The following is a 23041-nucleotide window of genomic DNA, read 5'->3' as shown; positions in this document are numbered from 1 at the left end:
AAAGGCACTAGACAGCGGGGTGTGAAGTCCGTATTATCCACCCCCGCAACGGCGCTAAGCGCCCGTAGCTCAGCTGGATAGAGCGCTGCCCTCCGGAGGCAGAGGTCTCAGGTTCGAATCCTGTCGGGCGCACCATTCACCCGGTGCTGGAGCTGCGGTGGTTTCGATACCGCGTAAAAAGATTTGTAGTGGTGGCTATAGCTCAGTTGGTAGAGCCCTGGATTGTGATTCCAGTTGTCGTGGGTTCGAATCCCATTAGCCACCCCATTATTAAAAGTTGTGAAATGCGAAGGTGGCGGAATTGGTAGACGCGCTAGCTTCAGGTGTTAGTGTCCTTACGGACGTGGGGGTTCAAGTCCCCCCCCTCGCACCACGACTTAATGAATTGAACTAAAAATTCAAAAAAGCAGTACATCGGCGAGTAGCGCAGCTTGGTAGCGCAACTGGTTTGGGACCAGTGGGTCGGAGGTTCGAATCCTCTCTCGCCGACCAATTTTGAACCCCGCTTCGGCGGGGTTTTTCTTTTTCTGCATCACTTAATTTCTTCTTCTTTTCTGCTGTTGCTTCTCAGAGACAACCCTGTTTGCCATTGTCGCCATTTGGTGACGATTAACTTTATGATATTTCAGCGCTTTCGTGTATCGGGTGAGATCTGTCTCTGCTGAGCGACAATTCATCGCGTGTCCGGCAGGCAGAAATAGGGAAAGCTGCCGACAACCCGCGCCAGCACAGGGATCGTGAATTGTCTTAATCCTTATTTTTAGCGGTGCAATCCTGGCATGCAATGTGCAATAATATACGGGTAGATGCTCATTCCATCTCTTATGCTCGCCATAGTGCCTCATAAACTCAGGAATGATGCAGAGCCGTTTACGGTGCTTATCGTCCACAGACAGATGTCGCTTCGGCCTCATCAAACACCATGGACATAACGTTGAGTGAAGCACCCATTTATGTTGTCATACAGACCTGTTTAACGCCTGCTCTAAAAGAGCAGGCGTTTTTTTATTTCTGCGGTGGGGAAATTTGTAGGCCCGGTAAGTGAAGCGCCACCGGGCGTTAGGGCGTTACTGCGGGGGCGTGTTTTGTAACGTCAGCATCAGGCCGTCACGGCGCATGGTGGCCGCTTCTTCCGGTTGATGCAGGCGGTCGAGCGCGTCAGCAAGCCAGGCGTAATCGTACGCATCCGGGCGTTGCTTGAGCGCCGCGCGGAAGGCAACGGTCGCTTCCTGCCATTCGCCATGCTTCATCAGCGACTGGCCCAGCGTGCTCCATAGCAGCGGACGATCGCCGACGGTCTTGATCTGCTGACGCAGCACTTTTTCCAACTGTTCCGGGTTATTGGTTTTCAGACGAGGAATTGGCAGCACCAGGCGATCGTCATATTGACGCTTCAGACCGTCGATAATAATCTGCTGCGCCATATCGTGATCGTCGCATTCAATCAGATGCTCAGCCATTGCCACCTGCAGGGCGACCTGATGGCGGGTTTTACGGCTCTGGTTTTTCCACCATTCGCGTAGACCATCGCTGCCCTGATCGGCACGCGCCTGATCCATCAAACCAATCCACGCCTGCTGTTCCAGCATCGCACGATGTTCTTCATCACCGACGTTAGCTTTCGCCATTGACGGGATGATATCGAGCAGAGAACTCCAGGCGCCGGTACGGATGTAGGCCTGTTCCGCCAGACGTAATACTTCCGGATGACGCGGAGTCACCTCCAGCAGTTTGTCCACGCCGTGGCGCGCGGCATGATTCTCGTTGCGCGCCAGTTGCAGGCGGACACGTGAAATCTCAACCGGGATCGTGTCGTTACCGGCGAGTTCTGCCGCACGTTCCAGATGCTGGTTCGCACGGGCTTCATCGCCGCGCTGTTGCGCCGCTTCTGCGGCGAGCAGGTAGTTCACCACCGGCTGCTCAGCATGATCGGCATTTTTTGCCATTAGCTTCTCAACCTGCTGATAGTCACCTTCCGCCAGTTTCAACAGCGCCTGTTCGGTCTGTTTGCGGGCGCGACGACGTTTACGGCCAACAAACCAACCGCGCGTATGTGCGCCGGTACGGAAGATGCGGCGTAACAACCACTCAATGGCAAACAGGACGACCATCGCCAGGATCAGGATGATGACCAGTCCTGTTACGCTGGTTTCAATGTTGTACGTGTCGGTCTGGATCAGGACGTAACCCTGATGACCGGCAATCATCGGGCCGATCACGATACCCGCGATCAGCAGCACAAAGAGCAATAATACTTTTAGCATCATTATTCTCCTTGCGGCACGGCTGCCGGGGCTTCTGCCTGCGGTGCTTCAGGCGCAGGGACGGGCGCCGCTTCAGACGGTGCGGCAGCCGGTTGTGCCAGCAGGTTGCGTACGCGGGTTTGCATCAGTTTTTCGAGGATCGCCTGGCTTTGCAGCGTTTCCGGTACGTTCATCGTGATGCTCTGCTGGCTTAGCTTGTCCACTTCCTCAAGGAACGCTTTCGTCGTGGCGTCGTCGGTATCGTAGTAAGCACGTACCCAGGTGGAGACGTTATCCAGCGCCTGACGGTAGGTCTCTTCCTGATGGCGCGGCACTGCCTGTGCGGCAACCAGCAGACGAGAGCGGATATTTTCCCGCAGATAAACATCCTGATTCGGCGCTAACAGCGGGACGGCGGTATCATCGCGACGACGGATGGTGATAAAGCTGTCCATAAAGTTCTGCCAGCTTTTTTGCAGATTGACGCGCCACTCGCTGATCGAACTGGAAAGCTCAGGGCTGTCGGAGTCCATCGGCGAACCGTCGCTGTCGTTGTCTGCCAGACGCAGGTTATCTATCTGGTTAGAGAGCTGGTTAATTTTCAGGATGATGCCGTCGTAATCGACCTGAGCCACAGAGGAAAGGCTGGCGATATCATCGGTGATTGCCCGGCGCGCGGTAATCAGGCTGGGATCGTTCATGTCCGCGAGGCTCGCATCAGCACTCTTGAGCAGCGCGGCCGCCGTCGTGACATCCTGATCGCTCCACAGCTTACGCCCGGCCAGTTTGACCAGGAAATCGGCCTGCGCGAGCAGCCAGGTTTTGGCATCGCTGCCGGAGATGGTGGCGACTTTCTGTTGGACTTCATCCAACTGTTTCGCCAGCTCAGTTTGCTGACGGTTGGCCTGCTCCAGTTGTGCTGCCTGCTGTTTAATGACGCCTTCCAGTTCCGCTTTTTGGCTTTCCTGCGCTTTTTGCAGCGCGGTCAGTTGATTAGCCAGCGCATCGCTGGTTGCGGTCTGCGTGGTCGCCTGTTGTTTTCCCCAGCCATAGAGCCCAACACCTGCGGCCAGCGCAATGGCAATCGCCACCGCACTCAGTATCAGCGCAGTGCCGTTTTTACTCTTTTTTTCAGCAGTAGCTGGCTGTGGCTGAGTCTCCACGGCCTCCCTGGTCTCTTCAACCACGGCGGAGGATTTTTCTTGTTCCGTCATTATGGCTTCCCATTATGAGAGTTATTGTAATGCGCGCAGTAGCGCATCGTTGTCGGCGTTATCAGCGACCTTAATATCTTGCCAGCCCAGTTCCCGGGCGAGGTGCGCCAGACGCTCGCTGACGACGATAAGCCGACAGCGTAGTAACCAGTTTTCACGATACCACTGCGGGATCAGCGCGTTGAGCTGTTGCAGCATTTCCCCGCTGGTGACCACTACCGTTGTCACGCCGCGCGACTGCCAGCGCATCGCTTCCTGTGCTCCATCGTAATGTTTAGCACTACGTTGATAACATTCATAAAACGTGACATCAGCGCCGCGTGCCGTTAGGGTTTCACCTAACAGCTCGCGACCGCCGTTGCCGCGTAAAATCAGCGCACGTTTGCCCGCAATATTTTGTAATTCAGGTAATTGTAGCAAGACTTCGCTGATTTCCCGATCCAGCGGATAGCGAATGTCGTATCCGCTGACGGTATGCAGTGCCAGAGCGGTCGTGCGACCAATGGCAAAATAGCGCGCGGCGGCGGGCCACTTCAGCCCTTCACGTTCCAGTTGCGCATGGGCAAAAGAGACCGCGTGCTGTGATAACACAAAGAGCAGATCGTTATCGGTGATCGCCGAAAACGCCCCGGCCAGCCGCGATAAATCCCGACCCGGGGTAAATTCGATGAGCGGAAAACTCCAGGCCTCCTGCCCCAGTGTGCGCAGACGGCTCACTAACGCTTCCCCTGCGGGAGACGGGCGGGTGACCAGGATACTCATGCGGGGGATTCTCCGTTATAGACCTCGGTCAGAATGGCGCGGGCACCGTTATCCAGCAGCTCTTCGGCCAGTGAAATGCCCATCTGTTCCGCCTGTTCGGGCGAGCCACGGCGCTCTCCGCGTACCATTTGCGAACCGTCTGGCGAACCGACCAGCGCACGTAGCCAAATCTCACCGTTATTGAATTCAGCATAGCTGCCAATTGGCACCTGACAGCCTCCTTCCAGGCGGGTATTCATCGCGCGCTCGGCTTTGACGCGCAGTGCAGTGATTTCATCATTCAGCGGCGCCAGCAACGCCTGAGTCCGGCTGTCGTCGAGGCGGCATTCGATACCCACCGCGCCTTGTCCCACGGCCGGCAACGACACTTCTGGCGGTAGCGCAGTGCGAATACGTGATTCCAGCCCTAAGCGTTTTAAACCGGCAACGGCCAGGATAATGGCATCGTAGTCGCCGTTATCCAGCTTGCTCAGGCGGGTTCCAACGTTGCCGCGCAGAGAACGGATGACGAGATCCGGACGGCGTTCAGCCAGTTGACACTGACGGCGTAAACTGGAGGTTCCCACGATGCTGCCAGCAGGCAGTTCATCAAGGGTGTTGTAAGTGTTCGAGACAAAGGCGTCGCGCGGATCTTCGCGTTCGCAGATGGTGACCAGTCCCAGACCTTCCGGGAATTCGACCGGAACATCTTTCATCGAGTGCACCGCGATGTCGGCACGTTTTTCGAGCAGCGCAACTTCCAGCTCTTTTACGAACAAGCCTTTACCGCCTACTTTCGCCAGTGGGGTATCAAGAATTACGTCGCCACGCGTCACCATAGGCACCAGTTCCACGACCAGGCCGGGGTGGTTCGCCATCAGGGCGTCTTTGACATAATGTGCCTGCCAGAGCGCAAGGGGGCTTTGGCGTGTGGCAATTCTTAAAACATTGTCTAACATGCTTGTTACCGTCATTATCGTCCGTGGTTCATCCTAACATCCTTACAAGTGGGATGTCAGTGTTACGGTCAAAGGTAAGTCAAGGATAAGGCGCTGCGTTGCGGCTGGCACTATTTAATGACGAGGAACCGTCCGATCGTACCTCAGAATTTACGCGAAGCGATTAGTGCTACACTTGTATGTAGCGCATCTTTCTTTACGGTCAATGAGCAAGGTGTTAAATTGATCACGTTTTAGACCATTTTTTCGACTGAACGCACAAAAAAAAGGTCGTAAAAGGTAACGGTTATTTTTGTCATTTGGTTTATCCCGAATGGTGGTGGTTGTTGGTAAGCGGATCGCGCTGCGGCAATCGACAGCATGACGGGTAGCAACATCAGGCGATACGTCTTGTACCTCTATATTGAGACTCTGAAACAGAGGCTGGATGCCATTAATCAACTGCGTGTAGATCGCGCGCTTGCTGCCATGGGCCCTGCTTTCCAGCAGGTATACAGTCTTCTGCCGACATTATTGCACTATCACCATCCGCTGATGCCAGGGTACCTTGATGGTAACGTTCCCAGAGGCATTTGCTTCTACACGCCTGATGAAACCCAACGCCACTATCTGAACGAACTGGAACTGTATCGCGGTCTGGCGCCGCAGGATCCGCCAAAAGGTGAACTGCCGATCACCGGCGTTTATTCCATGGGCAGCACCTCCTCTGTGGGACAAAGCTGTTCGTCGGATCTTGATATCTGGGTGTGCCACCAGTCCTGGCTCGACAGCGACGAACGGCAACTGCTGCAGCGTAAATGCAGCCTGCTGGAAAGCTGGGCTGCCTCGCTGGGAGTGGAAGTCAGCTTCTTCCTGATTGATGAAAACCGTTTCCGCCATAATGAAAGCGGCAGTCTGGGGGGTGAAGACTGTGGCTCGACGCAGCACATTCTGCTGCTGGATGAATTCTATCGTACCGCGGTGCGTCTTGCCGGTAAGCGTATTCTGTGGAATATGGTGCCGGGCGATGAAGAAGAGCATTACGACGACTACGTCATGACGCTCTACGCCCAGGGCGTGCTCACGCCGAACGAATGGTTGGATCTGGGCGGCTTAAGCTCGCTCTCTGCTGAAGAGTACTTTGGCGCAAGCCTCTGGCAGCTGTATAAAAGTATCGATTCACCGTACAAAGCGGTGCTGAAAACGCTGCTGCTGGAAGCCTACTCCTGGGAATATCCCAATCCACGCCTGTTGGCGAAAGACATTAAACAGCGCCTGCATGATGGTGAGATCGTCTCGTTTGGTCTTGACCCATACTGCATGATGCTGGAACGCGTGACCGAATACCTCACGGCGATTGAAGACCCGACGCGCCTGGATTTGGTGCGCCGATGTTTCTATTTAAAAGTGTGTGAGAAACTGAGCCGCGAACGTGCCTGCGTGGGCTGGCGTCGTGAAGTGCTCAGTCAGTTAGTGAGTGAGTGGGGATGGGACGACGCCCGTCTGTCTATGCTCGACAACCGGGCGAACTGGAAGATCGATCAGGTGCGTGAAGCGCACAACGAACTGCTCGATGCCATGATGCAGAGCTACCGTAATCTGATCCGCTTTGCGCGTCGTAATAATCTCAGCGTCAGCGCCAGCCCGCAGGATATTGGCGTTCTGACCCGTAAGCTGTATGCCGCGTTTGAAGCGTTGCCGGGTAAAGTCACGCTGGTAAACCCGCAGATTTCACCGGACCTCTCCGAACCGAATTTAACGTTTATCCACGTTCCGCCGGGTCGTGCCAACCGTTCAGGTTGGTATCTCTACAACCGTGCGCCAAACATGGATTCCATCATCAGCCATCAGCCGCTGGAATATAACCGCTATTTGAATAAGTTGGTGGCCTGGGCGTGGTTTAACGGTCTGCTGACGTCGCGCACGCATCTGTTTATTAAGGGCAATGGCATTGTCGATCTGCCGAAGTTGCAGGAGATGGTGGCCGATGTGTCGCACCACTTCCCGCTGCGCCTGCCTGCGCCGACGCCGAAAGCGCTCTACAGCCCGTGTGAAATTCGCCATCTGGCGATTATCGTCAATCTCGAATATGACCCGACAGCGGCGTTCCGCAATCAGGTGGTCCATTTTGACTTCCGTAAGCTGGATGTCTTCAGTTTTGGCGAAGAGCAGAATTGCCTGGTGGGCAGCGTAGATCTGCTGTATCGCAACTCGTGGAACGAAGTGCGAACGCTGCATTTCAACGGCGAACAGGCGATGATAGAAGCGCTGAAAACGATTCTGGGCAAAATGCACCAGGACGCCGCGCCACCCGATAGCGTAGAAGTGTTCTGCTACAGCCAGCATCTGCGCGGTTTGATTCGTACCCGCGTGCAGCAGTTGGTTTCAGAGTGCATCGAGCTGCGTCTCTCCAGTACCCGTCAGGAAACAGGACGCTTTAAGGCGCTGCGCGTTTCCGGTCAAACCTGGGGTCTGTTCTTTGAACGCCTGAACGTGTCGGTACAGAAGCTGGAAAACGCCATCGAATTCTACGGCGCGATATCGCATAACAAACTGCATGGTCTGTCCGTTCAGGTGGAGACCAATCAGGTGAAACTGCCGTCGGTCGTGGATGGTTTCGCCAGCGAGGGAATCATTCAGTTCTTCTTTGAAGAGACTGGCGATGAGAAGGGCTTTAACATCTACATTCTGGACGAGAGTAATCGTGCGGAAGTGTATCACCACTGCGAAGGCAGCAAAGAGGAGCTGGTGCGTGATGTCAGCCGTTTCTACTCCTCATCGCACGACCGCTTTACCTATGGCTCCAGCTTCATCAACTTCAACCTGCCGCAGTTCTATCAGATTGTGAACACGGAAGGGCGCGCACAGGTGATCCCGTTCCGCGCGCAGTCGCTTGGCAACGTTCCGCCAGCCAATCAGGATAACGACACGCCGCAGTTGCAGCAGTATTTCTCGTAATGGTTTTGCCGGATGCCATCCGGCAAATAAGACTTAACGAAAGCTGACGTCTTCGCCCGCCTGGTGCGTAGCCGCCTGTTCCAGCAGATCCCAGAAGGTTTCCCCGCTTCGGTCACAAACCCATTCGTCGCCTTTCAGGTCGAAATGGTAGCCGCCCTGTTTGGTCGCCAGCCACACCTGGTGCAGCGGCTCCTGACGGTTGATAATGATTTTGCTGCCGTTTTCAAAGCTAATGGTCAGCACGCCGCCGTTGATTTCACAGTCGATATCGCTGTCGCCATCCCAGTCGTCAAGACGCTCTTCGATGGTCATCCACAGGGTATCGGCCAGGCGATGAAATTCACTGTCGTTCATTGTCGTTTCCCGTTTTTTCGTGATGGCGGCAGTATAACCTGAAACAAATCGCGTTGCAGATTACAGGCAAACTCTTGCTTTTACGCCTTCTCCTGCGATGATAGAAAACAGAAAGTATGAACTTACAGGCAATCCATAATGAAAAACGTGTTTCAGGCACTCGCTGTTCTTCTCACTCTGTTCAGCCTGACGGGGTGTGGCCTCAAAGGGCCACTCTACTTCCCACCGGCTGATAAAACCGCACCGCCGCCGACTAAACCGGTTGATACACAAACGCAATCAACTCAGCCCGAACAAAACGATCGTGCTACGGGAGATGGGCCTTCCCAGGTGAACTACTGACGGTGTGTTTCTGTACCCGCGTGAACGGAGTGAACAATGCAATTCTCTAAAATGCATGGCCTTGGCAACGATTTTATGGTCGTCGACGCGGTAACGCAGAATGTCTTTTTTTCGCCAGAATTGATCCGTCGCTTATCAGACAGACATCTGGGGGTGGGATTTGATCAACTGCTGGTGGTTGAACCTCCGTACGATCCTGAGCTGGATTTTCATTACCGCATTTTTAATGCCGACGGCAGCGAAGTGTCGCAATGCGGCAATGGCGCGCGCTGCTTTGCCCGTTTTGTGCGCCTCAAAGGGTTAACCAACAAACGTGACATTCGCGTCAGCACGGCGAATGGGCGGATGGTGCTGAGCGTGACGGACGATGAACTGGTGCGCGTCAACATGGGCGAACCCAACTTTGAACCGTCGCAGGTGCCTTTTCGCGCTAACAAAGCGGAAAAGACCTATATTATGCGAGCAGCGGAACAAACAATATTGTGCGGTGTGGTTTCAATGGGCAACCCGCACTGCGTGATTCAGGTCGATGATGTCGACACGGCGACTGTGGAAACGCTGGGACCGGTTCTGGAAAGCCACGAACGTTTTCCTGAACGGGCAAATATTGGTTTTATGCAGGTCGTGAAGCGCGAGCATATTCGTTTACGCGTTTATGAGCGCGGTGCGGGAGAGACGCAGGCTTGTGGGAGCGGCGCATGCGCGGCCGTCGCCGTCGGCATCCAACAAGGTTTGCTGGCGGAAGAAGTCCGCGTGGAATTACCTGGCGGTCGCCTTGATATCGCCTGGAAAGGCCCGGGTCATCCGTTATACATGACTGGCCCGGCGGCACATGTCTATGACGGGTTTATCCATCTATGAAGCAACCAGGGGAAGAACTACAGGAAACGCTTACGGAACTCGATGACCGGGCGGTCGTCGACTATCTGCAGAAAAACCCTGAGTTTTTTATCCGCAACGCGCATGCTGTGGAAGCCATGCGGGTGCCGCACCCGGTGCGGGGCACCGTCTCGCTCGTCGAGTGGCATATGGCCCGCGCGCGCAACCACATCAACGTCCTTGAAGAAAACATGTCGTTGTTGATGGCGCAGGCGAATGCGAACGAAAGCCTGTTTTATCGCCTGCTGCATTTGCAGGGACGTCTGGTCGCAGCCACCAGCCTTGATGATATGCTGATGCGCTTTCATCGCTGGGCGCGTGAACTGGGCCTTGCCGGTGCGACGGTGCGTCTGTTTCCCGATCGCTGGCGTCTCGGCGCGCCGTCGAGCTATACCCATCTGGCGTTAAGCCGTCAGGCCTTCGAACCGCTGCGGATACAGCGGCTGGGGCAGGAACAGCACTATCTGGGCACCCTGAATGGTCCGGAACTGCTGGTGGTGCTTCCCGAGGCGAAGGCGATTGGTTCGGTGGCGATGTCGATGCTGGGACGTGACGGCGATCTGGGCGTCATTCTGTTCAGCAGTCGCGATATGCATCACTATCAGGCGGGCCAGGGAACGCAACTCTTGCATGAAATTGCGCTGATGATGCCGGATCTGCTGGAGCGCTGGATTGAACGTGTATGACGGACTTCACCACCGATGTTACCCGCTTTCTGCGCTATCTGGGCGTAGAACGCCAGCTTAGCCCCATCACGCTGAAGAACTATCAGCGTCAGCTTGATGCCATCATCGCCTTAGCCGGAGAAGCTGGGCTGCAAAGTTGGCAACAATGTGACGCTGCAATGGTGCGCAGTTTTGCGGTGCGCAGTCGCCGCAAAGGCCTTGGGCCCGCGAGCCTCGCGCTACGTCTTTCTGCTCTGCGCAGTTTCTTCGACTGGATGGTCAGCGAAGGCAAGCTGAAAGCCAATCCGGCGAAAGGGGTACAGGCACCCAAAGCGCCGCGCCATTTGCCGAAAAATATCGACGTTGATGACGTTAACCGTCTGCTGGATATCGACCTTAACGATCCGCTCGCCGTGCGCGACCGCGCGATGCTCGAGGTGATGTACGGCGCGGGTCTGCGTTTGTCGGAACTGGTGGGACTGGATATCAAACATCTGGATCTCGACACCGGCGAAGTGTGGGTGATGGGGAAAGGCAGCAAAGAGCGTCGCCTGCCTATTGGTCGCAATGCGGTCGCGTGGATTGAGCACTGGCTGGATCTGCGCGGGCTGTTTGGCAGTGATGAAGACGCGCTGTTTTTGTCAAAGCTGGGCAACCGTATATCCGCGCGCAACGTGCAAAAGCGTTTTGCCGAATGGGGCATTAAGCAGGGGTTAAACAGCCACGTGCATCCACATAAGCTGCGTCACTCCTTTGCCACGCATATGCTGGAGTCGAGCGGCGACCTGCGAGGCGTACAGGAACTGTTGGGGCACGCCAACCTCTCGACCACGCAAATCTATACTCATCTTGATTTTCAACACCTGGCCTCGGTGTACGATGCGGCGCATCCACGCGCCAAACGGGGGAAATAATGCGTTTTTACCGGTCTCCAGGACCCATCTCAGCGATCACTTTCGATCTTGATGACACCCTTTACGATAACCGTCCGGTTATCCAGCGCACCGAGCAGGAAGCGCTCGCCTTTGTGCAAAGCTACCATCCGGCACTCCGTACGCTACAAAATGCCGACCTGCAACGTTTGCGTCAGGCGGTGCGTGAAGCCGAGCCGGAAATTTATCACGACGTGACCCGCTGGCGGCATCGCGCTGTTGAGCGGGCGATGCTGAACGCCGGGCTTTCCGCGGAAGAGGCGGTGGCTGGCGCGAACGCCGCGATGATGAACTTTGCGAAGTGGCGCAGTCGGGTCGATGTCCCGCAAGAGACACACGATACGCTGAAAGCCTTAGCGAAAAAGTGGCCGCTGGTGGCGATCACCAACGGTAACGCGCAGCCGGAACTGTTTGGCCTCGGCGATTACTTCGAATTTGTACTGCGTGCCGGTCCGGACGGACGCTCAAAACCGTTCAGTGATATGTACTTCCTGGCGGCGGAAAAGCTGAATGTACCGATCGGCGAGATCCTGCACGTGGGCGACGATCTGACGACCGACGTTGCCGGGGCGATCCGCAGCGGATTGCAGGCCTGCTGGATCAAGCCAGAAAATGCTGACCTGATGCACACCGTTGACAGCCGTTTACTGCCGCATATCGAAATTTCACAGTTGGCATCTCTGACCTCGCTGATATAATCACCCGCAGTTCTGTATAAAATTCCAGGGTTTTGGCGGATGGCGCTACGCTTATCCGCCCTACGCTGACTGCGATCACGTAGGCCCGATAAGCGAAGCGCCATCGGGCATTTCGCAGTTTATCTATTCCTAACGCGGCGGTGCCAATGGACGTTTCTTACCTGCTCGACAGCCTCAATGATAAACAGCGCGAAGCGGTGGCCGCGCCACGTAGCAACATGCTGGTTCTCGCGGGGGCGGGGAGTGGTAAAACACGCGTGCTGGTACACCGTATCGCCTGGCTGTTGACGGTAGAAAATAACTCACCGTACTCGATTATGGCGGTCACCTTTACCAACAAAGCGGCGGCGGAGATGCGTCACCGCATCGGCCAGATTATGGGCACCAGCCAGGGCGGCATGTGGGTGGGCACCTTCCACGGTCTGGCGCACCGACTGCTGCGCGCGCATCACATGGATGCGAATTTGCCGCAGGACTTCCAAATCCTCGACAGTGAAGACCAGCTGCGCCTGCTTAAGCGTCTGATCAAGGCGATGAACCTCGACGAGAAGCAGTGGCCGGCGCGTCAGGCGATGTGGTACATCAACGGGCAGAAAGACGAAGGTCTGCGCCCGCATCATATTCAGAGCTTTGGTAACCCGATTGAGCAAACCTGGCAAAAGGTTTATCAGGCCTATCAGGAAGCGTGCGATCGTGCGGGACTGGTGGATTTCGCCGAACTGCTGCTGCGCGCGCATGAGTTGTGGCTCAATAAGCCGCATATTCTTCAGCACTACCGCGAGCGTTTCACCAATATCCTGGTGGACGAATTCCAGGATACCAACAACATTCAGTATGCCTGGATTCGTCTGCTGGCTGGCGATACCGGCAAAGTGATGATTGTCGGCGATGACGACCAGTCTATCTATGGCTGGCGCGGCGCGCAGGTAGAGAACATCCAGCGCTTCCTGAACGACTTCCCCGGCGCACAAACGATCCGCCTTGAGCAGAACTACCGCTCCACCAGCAATATCCTCAGCGCGGCTAACGCCCTGATCGAGAACAACAACGGGCGTCTGGGTAAAAAACTGTGGACCGATGGCGTCGAAGGCGAGCCGATTTCGCTCTACTGCGCGTTTAACGAACTGGATGAAGCGCGTTTTGTCGTCAACCGGATCAAAACCTGGCAGGACAACGGCGGTGCGCTTGAGCAGTGCGCCATTCTCTATCGCAGTAACGCCCAGTCGCGTGTGCTGGAAGAGGCATTGTTACAGGCCAGCATGCCGTACCGTATCTACGGTGGCATGCGCTTCTTCGAACGTCAGGAAATCAAAGACGCCCTCTCTTATCTGCGTTTGATTGCCAACCGTAATGATGACGCTGCCTTTGAACGCGTGGTGAATACCCCAACGCGCGGGATTGGCGATCGGACGCTGGACGTGGTGCGCCAGGCTTCGCGCGATCGCCAGCTCACGCTGTGGCAGGCGTGTCGTGAACTGTTGCAGGAAAAAGCGCTGGCCGGTCGTGCCGCCAGTGCGCTGCAACGTTTTATGGAACTGATCGACGCGCTGGCGCAGGAAACCGCCGACATGCCGCTGCATGTACAGACCGACCGGGTGATTAAAGACTCAGGCCTGCGCATGATGTATGAGCAGGAGAAAGGCGAGAAAGGCCAGACGCGCATCGAGAACTTAGAGGAACTGGTGACGGCGACGCGTCAGTTCAGCTACAACGAAGAAGACGAAGACCTGATGCCGTTGCAGGCATTTCTCTCCCATGCGGCGCTGGAAGCGGGCGAAGGGCAGGCGGATACCTGGCAGGACGCGGTACAGCTCATGACGCTGCACTCGGCGAAGGGGCTGGAGTTTCCGCAGGTGTTTATCGTCGGGATGGAAGAGGGGATGTTCCCCAGCCAGATGTCGCTGGACGAGGGCGGACGACTTGAAGAAGAGCGTCGTCTGGCCTACGTCGGCGTGACCCGTGCGATGCAAAAACTGACGTTAACCTATGCCGAAACGCGCCGGCTGTATGGCAAAGAGGTGTATCACCGTCCATCACGCTTCATCGGCGAGTTGCCGGAAGAGTGCGTTGAAGAGGTGCGCCTGCGTGCAACGATCAGCCGTCCGGTGAGCCATCAACGGATGGGGACGCCGATGGCGGAGAATGACACCGGCTACAAGCTGGGCCAGCGTGTGCGTCATGCTAAGTTCGGCGAGGGCACCATTGTGAATCTGGAAGGCAGCGGCGAACACAGCCGGTTGCAGGTGGCCTTCCAGGGACAGGGAATCAAATGGCTCGTCGCCGCGTATGCGAAGCTGGAAACGGTCTAACTTATAGATAAATATCACTTAAATTTCCCTCTCTGCTAACCTTTCTGCATAAGGGGAAATTATTACTTTTTCGCGTTTCGTTGCGTGTTGACGGCAAATTTTTGCTGGCGTAACATGCGCGCACGATTACGCTAAGAGGACATTCGCCTTGGACACACCCAGTAGATACTGGCTCATTATCCTGTCATCCAGGATCAACTCCTAAGGCTATCCCTTTTTGCTGATAGCCTTAGCGGTTGTCAGCGACCTTCTCTATTTTCCCGTCGCGCTGAGTCAGGCTGTTTAATGGTCTGAAACCCAATTGTTTCTGTGTGCCCACCGAACTGTCCGATATTTTTAAGCATTGGGAGTCCCGGTCATGTTGAGCGCATTTCAACTGGAAAATAACCGACTCATCCGGCTGGAAGTCGAAGAGTCACAAACCCTGATTGATGCCGTATGGGTCGACCTGGTCGAGCCGGACGACGACGAGCGACTGCGCGTACAATCTGAGCTGGGCCAAAGCCTGGCGACACGTCCTGAACTGGAAGACATCGAAGCATCCGCCCGTTTCTTCGAAGACGAAGACGGTCTGCACATCCACTCCTTTTTCTTCTTCGAAGATGCGGAAGACCACGCGGGTAACTCCACCGTGGCATTCACCATTCGCGATGGCCGCCTGTTTACTCTGCGTGAACGTGAGCTGCCCGCGTTTCGTCTGTATCGTATGCGTGCCCGTAGCCAGGCCATGGTTGACGGTAACGCCTATGAACTGCTGCTGGATCTGTTCGAAACCAAAATTGAGCAATTGGCGGATGAAATTGAAAATATCTACAGCGATCTGGAAGAGCTGAGTCGGGTGATTATGGAAGGTCATCAGGGCGATGAGTACGATGAGGCGCTCTCGACGCTGGCGGAACTGGAAGATATCGGCTGGAAAGTTCGCCTGTGTCTGATGGATACCCAGCGCGCACTGAACTTCCTGGTTCGCAAAGCGCGTTTGCCGGGCGGACAACTGGAACAGGCGCGCGAGATCCTGCGAGATATCGAATCCCTGCTGCCGCACAACGAATCCCTGTTCCAGAAAGTGAACTTCCTGATGCAGGCGGCGATGGGCTTTATCAACATCGAGCAGAACCGGATCATCAAGATCTTCTCGGTGGTTTCCGTGGTTTTCCTGCCGCCGACGCTGGTGGCATCCAGCTATGGGATGAACTTCGAGTTTATGCCTGAGCTGCGCTGGAGCTTTGGTTATCCGGGCGCGATTATCTTCATGCTGCTCGCAGGTCTGGCGCCGTATCTGTACTTTAAGCGCAAGAACTGGCTGTAGTATCACGCCCGGTGGCGCTACGCTTACCGGGCTTACAAACCCCAGGTTTGCTCATTCTTAACCTTCAGCAGATAGAACCAGATATTCGCTTTGAAACCGACTAATGCGGAAATTGCGTATCCGATGATACTTATGTCATAGGCCATGGAGATAGCACCTACCGCCAGAAAGAGGAGTAATACGGTAATGCCTTTCTTCCACAGGCCTAAATAAAAAAGGTAAATGAAAGAAAACACTAATGCCCAAATATTTAACCCCATACTCATTTTCTGGCTGAAAGAGAGGGTTTTGTAGCCTGAAGCGTAAAGCGGAGGTGTCTTCCAGAAACCAGGAAGACCGTACTGGTCATAGAATGCAAATCTGGCCCGCCACTTTTCGCTAAGTTCTCCGATCGTATCCTCGTTCTTTTCCATAACATTCCCTTCTTCGCGACATAATAAACATGCTAAGCATCTGTCAGTGAAAAAAAGAACGAAACAAGATTATAGGGAAGTGGTGTTATTTCAGAATTTATAAAGATTCTTCCGACAGAAGAACGCTGCCGGATGGCGGCTACGCCTTATCAGGCCTACAGGTAACGTAGGCCTGATAAGCGAAGCGCCATCAGGCCTATCACGACTACATTCCCTTGCGCGTTCTGCGCTGGGTATAAATCGCATCCGTCACGAAGATCGCCAGTGCGACCCAGATAAAGGCGAACGTCACCATTTTATCCGATCCTGGAACCTCCCCGTAGAACGTCACGGCCAGCAGGAACATTAGCGTCGGGCCGATGTACTGGAAAAAGCCCAGCGTAGAAAGCCGCAGACGGGTCGCCGCACCGGTGAAGCACAGCAGCGGCACCGTGGTCACCACCCCGGCAGCAATCAGCAGCAGGTTGAGCGACATCGGGTTCTGTCCCATATGGCTGGTTGAGCTGTCGGCGATGCCGAACAGGTAGATTGCGGCAATGGGCAGCAGCCACAGGGTTTCCACCAGCATCCCGGTTTGCGCTTCAACGGCGATTTTCTTGCGCACCAGACCGTAAAAAGCAAAACTGAACGCCAGTCCCAGCGCGATAATGGGCAATGAGCCGAAGGTCCAGAGCTGCACCAGAACGCCACAGGTCGCCAGAATCACCGCCAGCCACTGCATCCGGCGAAAGCGTTCACCGAGAAAAAGCATCCCCAACACAATATTCACCAGCGGGTTGATAAAGTAACCCAGGCTGGCTTCCAGCATATGGTGGTTGTTTACCGCCCAGATAAACAGCAGCCAGTTACCCCCCACGAGTACCGCAGAGAGCGCCAGCAGGAAGATCTTTTTCGGCGTTTGCAGCAGCGCCTTCACGCTCGACCACTGACGGCTGATGCTGATCAGCGCCACCATAAAGAAAAACGACCAGATCACGCGATGGGTCAGGATTTCATCTGCGGGGACGTAATAAATTAGCTTGAAGTACGCCGGAGCGATCCCCCAAATAAAATAGGCGGCAAGAGCGAGTAACACGCCCAGCCGCGTTTGTTTTGCATCCATCGGGAAAACTCATGTCTGAAATGTAACAGCAGTTTACCTGTTTTTACCCCACCATATAAGTGGCGGTAGCGCTGGCAATATAAAGCCGGTCTTCGTTATGCAGTTCCACACGTGCCACGGCGACTTTGTTCCCTGCGCGCAGCAGACTGCTGGTGGCGGTAAAGCGATTGCCCCGACCCGGACGCAGGTAGTCCACGCGCAGATCGATGGTCCCCATGCGGGACAGACGCTGACGCAGTTCGTCTTCACTGATGGTTTCATGGCGCGTCAGGGTACTGCCGACACACACCAGTCCGGCTGCCACGTCCAGAGCAGAGGCGATCACTCCGCCATGCAGAATGCTCTGCGCCCAGTTCCCGACCATCATCGGCTGATTATTAAAGGCCAGTTGGGCAAATTCTTTTTCGTAGCGCTCCAGTTCCAGTCCCAGCGCCCGGTTAAACGGCATGTGATAGACAAACATTTCGCCCACGAGCTTCAGGGCTTGCTCAGCAGTCAGTACGGCAGACATACGATTTCGACACTCCAATGGTTAATGAAATGTTGATGTTATGCTTCTTAAATGTTGTTTTCCACTTTAAGACGGGATAACTAACGAGGTGGTGTGTAAATATGTAAAATGGTTGGCAGAATAATAAACAAATCAAAAATCTTTCGTTCAGGAGAACAACAAGAATGCGGGCGATTCTGGCTTGGTTGCTACCAGCAGCAATGCTGCCGCTGACGGCGTATGCGCAAGAGGCGACGGTGAAAGAGGTTCATGATGCACCGGCGGTGCGGGGCAGTATTATCGCCAATATGCTGCAGGAGCATGATAATCCTTTTACGCTTTACCCCTACGATACGAACTACCTGATCTACACCAATACCAGCGACATGAACAAAGAAGCGATTAGTTCCTACAACTGGTCCGAAAACGCCCGCAAAGATGAAGTGAAGTTCCAACTGAGTCTGGCGTTTCCGATCTGGCGTGGGATTGCAGGGCCAAACTCGGTTCTGGGCGCCTCGTATACGCAAAAGTCCTGGTGGCAGCTATCCAACACAGAAGAGTCGTCGCCCTTTCGTGAAACCAACTACGAACCGCAGCTGTTCCTGGGCTTTGCGACGGATTATCGCGTTGCCGGATGGACACTGCGCGACGTGGAAATGGGTTACAACCATGATTCGAACGGGCGTTCCGATCCGACATCACGTAGCTGGAACCGACTTTACACGCGCCTGATGGCGGAAAACGGCAACTGGCTGGTGGAGGTCAAACCGTGGTACGTCATCGGCAGTACCGACGATAACCCGGATATCACCAAATACATGGGCTATTATCAGCTTAAGGTCGGCTATCATCTGGGTGATGCGGTGCTGAGCGCGAAGGGCCAGTACAACTGGAATACCGGTTACGGCGGTGCGGAGCTGGGGCTGAGTTATCCGATGACGAAGCATATTCGTCTCTATACTCAGGTGTATAGCGGGTACGGCGAATCGCTGATCGACTATAACTTTAATCAGACGCGTGTCGGTGTGGGCGTGATGCTCAACGATATCTTCTGATCGATGATTGTGTTTTAAACATTGCAGTTTCTCCCTCAGGCGCTGAAAATAGCGCCTGTTTTGATTTAAGCGAACGGGGTTAATGTGGCGCAGGCGGAAGTGTTGAATCTGGAATCAGGTGCTAAACAGGTTTTGCAAGAAACCTTTGGCTACCAACAGTTTCGCCCGGGTCAGGAAGCGATCATCGACACCGTCGTTTCGGGGCGCGACTGCCTGGTCGTGATGCCGACCGGGGGCGGAAAATCCCTCTGCTATCAAATCCCTGCCTTATTGCTCAACGGTCTGACCGTAGTCGTTTCGCCGCTGATCTCCCTGATGAAAGATCAGGTCGACCAACTGTTGGCGAACGGCGTGGCGGCCGCCTGTCTGAACTCGACGCAAACCCGCGAGCAGCAGCTTGAGGTGATGACAGGGTGTCGCACCGGGCAAATCCGTCTGCTCTATATCGCCCCTGAACGCCTGATGCTGGATAACTTCCTTGAGCATCTGGCGCACTGGAATCCGGTGTTACTGGCCGTGGACGAAGCGCACTGCATCTCGCAGTGGGGGCATGACTTCCGCCCGGAATATGCCGCACTCGGGCAGCTCAGACAGCGTTTTCCTGCACTGCCGTTCGTCGCGCTGACCGCGACAGCTGATGAAACCACGCGGCTGGACATTGTTCGCCTGCTGGGGCTGAACGATCCCTTAATCCAGATCAGCAGTTTTGACCGGCCAAACATTCGCTACATGCTGATGGAGAAGTTTAAACCGCTCGATCAGTTGATGCGCTATGTGCAGGAACAGCGCGGTAAATCCGGGATTATTTACTGCAACAGCCGTGCGAAGGTGGAAGACACCGCCGCGCGTCTGCAAAGCCGGGGTATTAGCGCCGCCGCGTACCATGCGGGGCTGGAAAATCACATCCGTGCCGACGTGCAGGAGAAATTCCAGCGCGACGATCTGCAAATCGTGGTGGCGACCGTCGCCTTTGGCATGGGCATCAACAAACCCAACGTGCGTTTTGTGGTGCATTTCGATATTCCCCGCAACATTGAATCTTACTACCAGGAAACCGGTCGCGCCGGGCGTGACGGCCTGCCTGCGGAGGCAATGCTGTTTTACGATCCGGCGGATATGGCGTGGCTGCGCCGCTGTCTGGAAGAAAAACCGCAGGGGCAGCTACAGGATATTGAACGGCATAAGCTAAACGCGATGGGCGCGTTTGCCGAGGCGCAAACCTGCCGTCGTCTGGTGCTGCTTAACTACTTCGGTGAAGGACGTCAGGAGCCGTGCGGCAACTGCGATATCTGTCTCGATCCGCCAAAACAGTACGACGGTCTGATGGATGCGCGCAAAGCGCTGTCGACGATTTATCGCGTTAACCAGCGCTTCGGGATGGGCTACGTCGTGGAGGTGCTGCGCGGCGCGAATAGTCAGCGTATCCGCGAACTGGCACACGATAAACTGCCGGTGTATGGCATTGGTCGTGAGCAGAGCCACGAACACTGGGTGAGCGTGATCCGCCAGTTGATTCACCTGGGGCTGGTGACGCAGAACATTGCTCACCATTCGGCGCTCCAGCTCACCGAAGCCGCGCGTCCGGTGCTGCGCGGCGACGTCGCGCTGCAACTCGCCGTGCCGCGTATTGTCGCCCTGAAACCGCGCGTGATGCAGAAATCCTTTGGCGGCAATTACGATCGCAAACTGTTCGCCAAACTGCGCAAGCTGCGTAAAGCCATTGCCGATGAAGAGAACATCCCGCCATACGTCGTCTTTAACGATGCCACGCTGATTGAGATGGCGGAACAGATGCCGGTTTCCGCGAGCGAAATGCTCAGCGTCAACGGGGTGGGAATGCGTAAACTGGAGCGCTTCGGTAAAGAGTTTATGGCGCTGATCCGCGCCCACGTCGATGGTGATGACGAAGAGTAGTCAGCCGGGCAAAAAAGTGCCAGGATGGTGACTCACTGAACTGTTTCCCCCGCGAGTATTTTCGATCATGCTAATGTTATTTCTCACCGTGGCGATGGTGCACATTGTGGCACTGATGAGCCCAGGGCCGGATTTCTTTTTTGTCTCGCAGACGGCGGTCAGCCGCTCGCGCAAAGAAGCGATGATGGGTGTGTTGGGCATTACCTGTGGCGTTATGGTCTGGGCGGGCATCGCGCTGCTCGGCCTGCATCTGATCATCGAAAAAATGGCCTGGTTACACACCATTATCATGGTTGGCGGCGGTCTGTATCTGTGCTGGATGGGTTACCAGATGCTGCGTGGGGCGTTGAAAAAGCAGGATGTTGCCGCCCCCACGCCGCAGGTTGAGCTGGCGCAAAGCGGCCGCAGTTTCCTGAAGGGGTTACTGACGAATCTGGCTAACCCGAAAGCCATCATCTACTTCGGTTCGGTCTTTTCTCTGTTCGTCGGCGACAGCGTCGGTACCGCCGCGCGCTGGGGGATTTTCGTGCTGATTATTGTTGAGACCTTCGCGTGGTTTACCGTGGTCGCCAGCCTGTTTGCGCTACCGAAAATGCGTCGCGGCTATCAGCGCATGGCGAAATGGATCGACGGTTTTGCCGGGGCGTTGTTCGCTGGATTTGGTATCCACCTGATCATTTCGCGATAAGGCTTCGTGCCGGATACGCGCCAGCCGCTATCCGGCAACCTGTCAGGCATGGCGAGCCGACGCCAGTAGTGCGCCCACCAGCATAAACAGTGAACCGAACACTTTGTTTAACGCTTTCATCTGCTTCGGCCCTTTGATCCACAAGGCGATACGCTGCGCCAGCGTGGCATAGCCGATCATCACCACGATATCGACCACAATGGTGGTCACGCCAAGCACGATGTACTGCATCAGCTGCGGTTCCTTTGGCATCACGAACTGCGGGAAAAGGGCTGCCAGAAAGACGATGCTTTTGGGGTTCGTCAGATTCACGAATACCGCGCGTTTAAACAGGCGACCGCGTGACTGGGTCTGGGCCATTGTATTCAGGTCAATGGCCCCGGCGGCGCGCCATTGCTGAATACCTAACCAAATCAGATAGGCGGCGCCCGCCCATTTCAGCACCTCAAAGGCGATGACGGAGCGCGAAAACAGGGTACCCAGACCCACGCCGACCAGCACGATATGAATGCCCAGCCCGGCCTGTAACCCGGCAATCGACGCCGCTGCGCCGCGATAGCCGTGATTAATGGAAGTCGTCATGGTGTTGATGGCGCCGGAACCGGGTGAAAGGCTCAAAATTATGGATGTCAGTAGGTAGGCGAACCACCATTCGAAGGTCATGAGAAACTCCCTGATTGTCTGTTTTTATGCCACAATACGCTACTGTCACAGTAAAGTGTTACGCGCTACTGAAAAAACGATTTTTACCTGGTAAACGAGGCTGGATACCCGATGTTTCAGCAGCAAAAAGACTGGGAAACGAGAGAAAACGCGTTTGCGGCTTTTTCCATGGGGCCGTTAACAGACTTCTGGCGTCAGCGCGAGGAAGCGGAATTGACCGGTGTGGGCCGGGTGCCGGTGCGCTTTGTCCGGTTTCGCGCTGAGCATAACGATCGTGTCATCGTCATCTGCCCGGGGCGAATAGAAAGCTATGTGAAGTACGCCGAACTGGCGTATGACCTGTTTCATCTGGGCTTTGATATCCTCATTATTGACCATCGCGGCCAGGGACGTTCAGGGCGTATGCTATCGGATCCCAATCGCGGTCATGTCGACAATTTCAACGACTATGTTGATGATTTATCGGCGTTCTGGGAACAAGAAGTTCAGCCGGGGCCGTGGCGTAAACGTTATATTCTGGCGCATTCGATGGGCGGGGCGATTGCGACGCTGTTTTTGCAGCGTCATCCGCATCAGTGCGATGCTATCGCGCTCTGTGCGCCGATGTTTGGTATTGTAATGCGGCTGCCGGACTGGATGGTCCGCCATATTCTGGACTGGGCTGAAGGGCATCAGCGTATCCGGGAAGGGTATGCGATAGGCACCGGACGCTGGCGGGCATTGCCTTTTAGCATGAATGTATTAACCCACAGTCGACAGCGCTATCGGCGTAATTTACGTTTTTATGCGGATGAGCCGCAGCTGCGTGTCGGCGGCCCGACCTATCACTGGGTACGGGAAGGCATCCTGGCAGCTGAACAAGCGCTGGCAGGCGCGGGCGATGACGCCACGCCAACTCTGCTGATTCAGGCCGAAGAAGAGCGTGTGGTGGATAACCGCATGCACGAACGTTTTTGTGAACTCCGCGCCGCAGCGGGCCATCCTGTCGAAGGGGGTCATCCGCTGGTCATTAAAGGCGCTTACCATGAGATCCTTTTTGAAAAGGACGCTATGCGCTCAGTTGCGCTTCAGGCTATTGTTGGTTTTTTCAACAAGCATAACTCATCAGCGGAAACCGCTTTGCTCAGAGGTTGA

The 23041-nt window shown here is 55.2% G+C and carries 22 protein-coding genes and 4 tRNA genes; 17 read left to right on the top strand and 9 right to left on the bottom strand.

Annotation, left to right across the window (positions count from 1 at the left end; all coding sequences use genetic code 11):
* Positions 1 to 58 precede the first annotated feature (58 nt).
* From QQZ17_RS10840 to QQZ17_RS10825, 4 genes are all read left to right on the top strand, one after another.
* A tRNA-Arg gene (locus tag QQZ17_RS10840) sits at positions 59 to 135 on the top strand.
* Positions 136 to 191: 56 nt separating this feature from the next.
* Positions 192 to 267 (top strand) — tRNA-His (locus QQZ17_RS10835).
* A 19-nt stretch (positions 268 to 286) separates the two neighbouring features.
* Positions 287 to 373, top strand: a tRNA-Leu gene (locus QQZ17_RS10830).
* A gap of 42 nt (positions 374 to 415) precedes the next feature.
* Positions 416 to 492: transfer RNA gene (locus QQZ17_RS10825), tRNA-Pro, on the top strand.
* A gap of 575 nt (positions 493 to 1067) precedes the next feature.
* Here QQZ17_RS10825 and hemY read toward each other — a convergent pair.
* The 4 genes from hemY to hemC are packed head-to-tail and all read right to left on the bottom strand — an operon-like array spanning position 1068 to position 5157.
* Positions 1068 to 2264, bottom strand: a complete 1197-nt coding sequence (gene hemY / locus QQZ17_RS10820; RefSeq protein WP_178827873.1) for a protoheme IX biogenesis protein HemY — start codon at positions 2262 to 2264, stop codon at positions 1068 to 1070.
* 2 nt (positions 2265 to 2266) lie between these two features.
* Positions 2267 to 3457, bottom strand: coding sequence for a uroporphyrinogen-III C-methyltransferase (gene hemX / locus QQZ17_RS10815; protein WP_152400942.1), 1191 nt, complete (start codon positions 3455 to 3457; stop codon positions 2267 to 2269).
* Positions 3458 to 3478: 21 nt separating this feature from the next.
* Complete coding sequence (gene hemD / locus QQZ17_RS10810; protein WP_152400944.1) at positions 3479 to 4219, bottom strand: uroporphyrinogen-III synthase; 741 nt, start codon at positions 4217 to 4219, stop codon at positions 3479 to 3481.
* A complete protein-coding gene (hemC, locus tag QQZ17_RS10805) occupies positions 4216 to 5157 on the bottom strand; it encodes a hydroxymethylbilane synthase (RefSeq protein WP_152400946.1) in 942 nt (313 codons plus the stop codon). The genes hemD and hemC overlap by 4 nt, the downstream gene beginning before the upstream one ends.
* Positions 5158 to 5547: 390 nt before the next feature.
* Between hemC and cyaA the strand changes: the two genes are divergently transcribed.
* Entirely contained in the window at positions 5548 to 8094 is a 2547-nt protein-coding gene (gene cyaA / locus QQZ17_RS10800; RefSeq protein WP_152400948.1) for a class I adenylate cyclase, read from the top strand.
* A gap of 33 nt (positions 8095 to 8127) precedes the next feature.
* Here cyaA and cyaY read toward each other — a convergent pair whose 3' ends face one another.
* A complete protein-coding gene (gene cyaY / locus QQZ17_RS10795) occupies positions 8128 to 8448 on the bottom strand; it encodes an iron donor protein CyaY (RefSeq protein ID WP_152400950.1) in 321 nt (106 codons plus the stop codon).
* A 138-nt stretch (positions 8449 to 8586) separates the two neighbouring features.
* Between cyaY and lptM the strand changes: the two genes are divergently transcribed.
* From lptM to corA, 8 genes are all read left to right on the top strand, one after another.
* The gene (lptM, locus tag QQZ17_RS10790; protein ID WP_152400952.1) at positions 8587 to 8790 is read left to right on the top strand and encodes an LPS translocon maturation chaperone LptM; all 204 of its coding nucleotides are present in this window, start codon (positions 8587 to 8589) and stop codon (positions 8788 to 8790) included.
* Between the two features lie 36 nt (positions 8791 to 8826).
* Complete coding sequence (gene dapF, locus QQZ17_RS10785) at positions 8827 to 9651, top strand: diaminopimelate epimerase (protein ID WP_042326115.1); 825 nt, start codon at positions 8827 to 8829, stop codon at positions 9649 to 9651.
* Positions 9648 to 10355 carry a DUF484 domain-containing protein gene (locus QQZ17_RS10780; RefSeq protein WP_061075765.1) on the top strand — a complete coding sequence of 236 codons (708 nt, stop codon included), beginning with the start codon at positions 9648 to 9650 and terminating at the stop codon, positions 10353 to 10355. The genes dapF and QQZ17_RS10780 overlap by 4 nt, the downstream gene beginning before the upstream one ends.
* On the top strand, positions 10352 to 11248 hold the full coding sequence (gene xerC, locus QQZ17_RS10775) for a tyrosine recombinase XerC (protein ID WP_152400954.1): 897 nt from the start codon (positions 10352 to 10354) through the stop codon (positions 11246 to 11248). The genes QQZ17_RS10780 and xerC overlap by 4 nt, the downstream gene beginning before the upstream one ends.
* Complete coding sequence (gene yigB / locus QQZ17_RS10770) at positions 11248 to 11964, top strand: 5-amino-6-(5-phospho-D-ribitylamino)uracil phosphatase YigB (RefSeq protein WP_152400956.1); 717 nt, start codon at positions 11248 to 11250, stop codon at positions 11962 to 11964. Before xerC ends, yigB begins: the two co-directional genes overlap by 1 nt.
* A 146-nt stretch (positions 11965 to 12110) precedes the next feature.
* Complete coding sequence (gene uvrD, locus QQZ17_RS10765) at positions 12111 to 14273, top strand: DNA helicase II (protein WP_152400958.1); 2163 nt, start codon at positions 12111 to 12113, stop codon at positions 14271 to 14273.
* A gap of 148 nt (positions 14274 to 14421) precedes the next feature.
* Complete coding sequence (ysgD, locus tag QQZ17_RS10760) at positions 14422 to 14478, top strand: YsgD/CorL family protein (protein WP_212723238.1); 57 nt, start codon at positions 14422 to 14424, stop codon at positions 14476 to 14478.
* Between the two features lie 153 nt (positions 14479 to 14631).
* Entirely contained in the window at positions 14632 to 15582 is a 951-nt protein-coding gene (gene corA / locus QQZ17_RS10755; RefSeq protein WP_046492960.1) for a magnesium/cobalt transporter CorA, read from the top strand.
* Positions 15583 to 15614: 32 nt separating this feature from the next.
* Here corA and QQZ17_RS10750 read toward each other — a convergent pair whose 3' ends face one another.
* The 3 genes from QQZ17_RS10750 to yigI form a co-directional block, all read right to left on the bottom strand.
* Positions 15615 to 15995 (bottom strand): DUF2628 domain-containing protein, encoded by a 381-nt coding sequence (locus tag QQZ17_RS10750; protein ID WP_152400959.1) that lies wholly within the window; start codon positions 15993 to 15995, stop codon positions 15615 to 15617.
* 205 nt (positions 15996 to 16200) lie between these two features.
* A complete protein-coding gene (gene rarD / locus QQZ17_RS10745; RefSeq protein ID WP_152400961.1) occupies positions 16201 to 17097 on the bottom strand; it encodes an EamA family transporter RarD in 897 nt (298 codons plus the stop codon).
* A gap of 43 nt (positions 17098 to 17140) precedes the next feature.
* Entirely contained in the window at positions 17141 to 17608 is a 468-nt protein-coding gene (gene yigI / locus QQZ17_RS10740; protein ID WP_152400963.1) for an acyl-CoA thioesterase YigI, read from the bottom strand.
* Between the two features lie 164 nt (positions 17609 to 17772).
* Here yigI and pldA point away from each other — a divergent pair, with 164 nt between their 5' ends.
* The 3 genes from pldA (at position 17773) to rhtC (ending at position 21244) form a co-directional block, all read left to right on the top strand.
* Positions 17773 to 18642, top strand: a complete 870-nt coding sequence (pldA, locus tag QQZ17_RS10735) for a phospholipase A (protein WP_046493012.1) — start codon at positions 17773 to 17775, stop codon at positions 18640 to 18642.
* Positions 18643 to 18726: 84 nt separating this feature from the next.
* Entirely contained in the window at positions 18727 to 20556 is a 1830-nt protein-coding gene (gene recQ, locus QQZ17_RS10730; protein WP_152400965.1) for an ATP-dependent DNA helicase RecQ, read from the top strand.
* 67 nt (positions 20557 to 20623) lie between these two features.
* Positions 20624 to 21244, top strand: a complete 621-nt coding sequence (gene rhtC / locus QQZ17_RS10725) for a threonine export protein RhtC (RefSeq protein ID WP_042998816.1) — start codon at positions 20624 to 20626, stop codon at positions 21242 to 21244.
* 42 nt (positions 21245 to 21286) lie between these two features.
* On the opposite strand, the gene rhtB is transcribed toward rhtC, so the two are convergent.
* Positions 21287 to 21907 carry a homoserine/homoserine lactone efflux protein gene (gene rhtB, locus QQZ17_RS10720; RefSeq protein WP_061075760.1) on the bottom strand — a complete coding sequence of 207 codons (621 nt, stop codon included), beginning with the start codon at positions 21905 to 21907 and terminating at the stop codon, positions 21287 to 21289.
* A 111-nt stretch (positions 21908 to 22018) separates the two neighbouring features.
* Here rhtB and pldB point away from each other — a divergent pair, with 111 nt between their 5' ends.
* The gene (pldB, locus tag QQZ17_RS10715) at positions 22019 to 23041 is read left to right on the top strand and encodes a lysophospholipase L2 (RefSeq protein WP_152400967.1); all 1023 of its coding nucleotides are present in this window, start codon (positions 22019 to 22021) and stop codon (positions 23039 to 23041) included.

The sequence above is a fragment of the Citrobacter sp. T1.2D-1 genome (assembly GCF_950098555.1).
In the GTDB taxonomy this organism is placed as follows: Bacteria; Pseudomonadota; Gammaproteobacteria; order Enterobacterales; family Enterobacteriaceae; genus Citrobacter_A; species Citrobacter_A telavivensis.
This window is presented reverse-complemented; position numbering and strand designations above follow the sequence as displayed.

What these genes read in the sequence shown, in the direction of transcription:
- hemY (WP_178827873.1), bottom strand. Translation starts at nt 2,264, where the DNA reads ATGCTAAAAGTATTATTGCTCTTTGTGCTGCTGATCGCGGGTATCGTG.
- hemX (WP_152400942.1), bottom strand. Translation starts at nt 3,457, where the DNA reads ATGACGGAACAAGAAAAATCCTCCGCCGTGGTTGAAGAGACCAGGGAG.
- hemD (WP_152400944.1), bottom strand. Translation starts at nt 4,219, where the DNA reads ATGAGTATCCTGGTCACCCGCCCGTCTCCCGCAGGGGAAGCGTTAGTG.
- hemC (WP_152400946.1), bottom strand. Translation starts at nt 5,157, where the DNA reads ATGTTAGACAATGTTTTAAGAATTGCCACACGCCAAAGCCCCCTTGCG.
- cyaY (WP_152400950.1), bottom strand. Translation starts at nt 8,448, where the DNA reads ATGAACGACAGTGAATTTCATCGCCTGGCCGATACCCTGTGGATGACC.
- lptM (WP_152400952.1), top strand. Translation starts at nt 8,587, where the DNA reads ATGAAAAACGTGTTTCAGGCACTCGCTGTTCTTCTCACTCTGTTCAGC.
- dapF (WP_042326115.1), top strand. Translation starts at nt 8,827, where the DNA reads ATGCAATTCTCTAAAATGCATGGCCTTGGCAACGATTTTATGGTCGTC.
- QQZ17_RS10780 (WP_061075765.1), top strand. Translation starts at nt 9,648, where the DNA reads ATGAAGCAACCAGGGGAAGAACTACAGGAAACGCTTACGGAACTCGAT.
- xerC (WP_152400954.1), top strand. Translation starts at nt 10,352, where the DNA reads ATGACGGACTTCACCACCGATGTTACCCGCTTTCTGCGCTATCTGGGC.
- yigB (WP_152400956.1), top strand. Translation starts at nt 11,248, where the DNA reads ATGCGTTTTTACCGGTCTCCAGGACCCATCTCAGCGATCACTTTCGAT.
- uvrD (WP_152400958.1), top strand. Translation starts at nt 12,111, where the DNA reads ATGGACGTTTCTTACCTGCTCGACAGCCTCAATGATAAACAGCGCGAA.
- corA (WP_046492960.1), top strand. Translation starts at nt 14,632, where the DNA reads ATGTTGAGCGCATTTCAACTGGAAAATAACCGACTCATCCGGCTGGAA.
- QQZ17_RS10750 (WP_152400959.1), bottom strand. Translation starts at nt 15,995, where the DNA reads ATGGAAAAGAACGAGGATACGATCGGAGAACTTAGCGAAAAGTGGCGG.
- rarD (WP_152400961.1), bottom strand. Translation starts at nt 17,097, where the DNA reads ATGGATGCAAAACAAACGCGGCTGGGCGTGTTACTCGCTCTTGCCGCC.
- yigI (WP_152400963.1), bottom strand. Translation starts at nt 17,608, where the DNA reads ATGTCTGCCGTACTGACTGCTGAGCAAGCCCTGAAGCTCGTGGGCGAA.
- pldA (WP_046493012.1), top strand. Translation starts at nt 17,773, where the DNA reads ATGCGGGCGATTCTGGCTTGGTTGCTACCAGCAGCAATGCTGCCGCTG.
- rhtC (WP_042998816.1), top strand. Translation starts at nt 20,624, where the DNA reads ATGCTAATGTTATTTCTCACCGTGGCGATGGTGCACATTGTGGCACTG.
- rhtB (WP_061075760.1), bottom strand. Translation starts at nt 21,907, where the DNA reads ATGACCTTCGAATGGTGGTTCGCCTACCTACTGACATCCATAATTTTG.
- pldB (WP_152400967.1), top strand. Translation starts at nt 22,019, where the DNA reads ATGTTTCAGCAGCAAAAAGACTGGGAAACGAGAGAAAACGCGTTTGCG.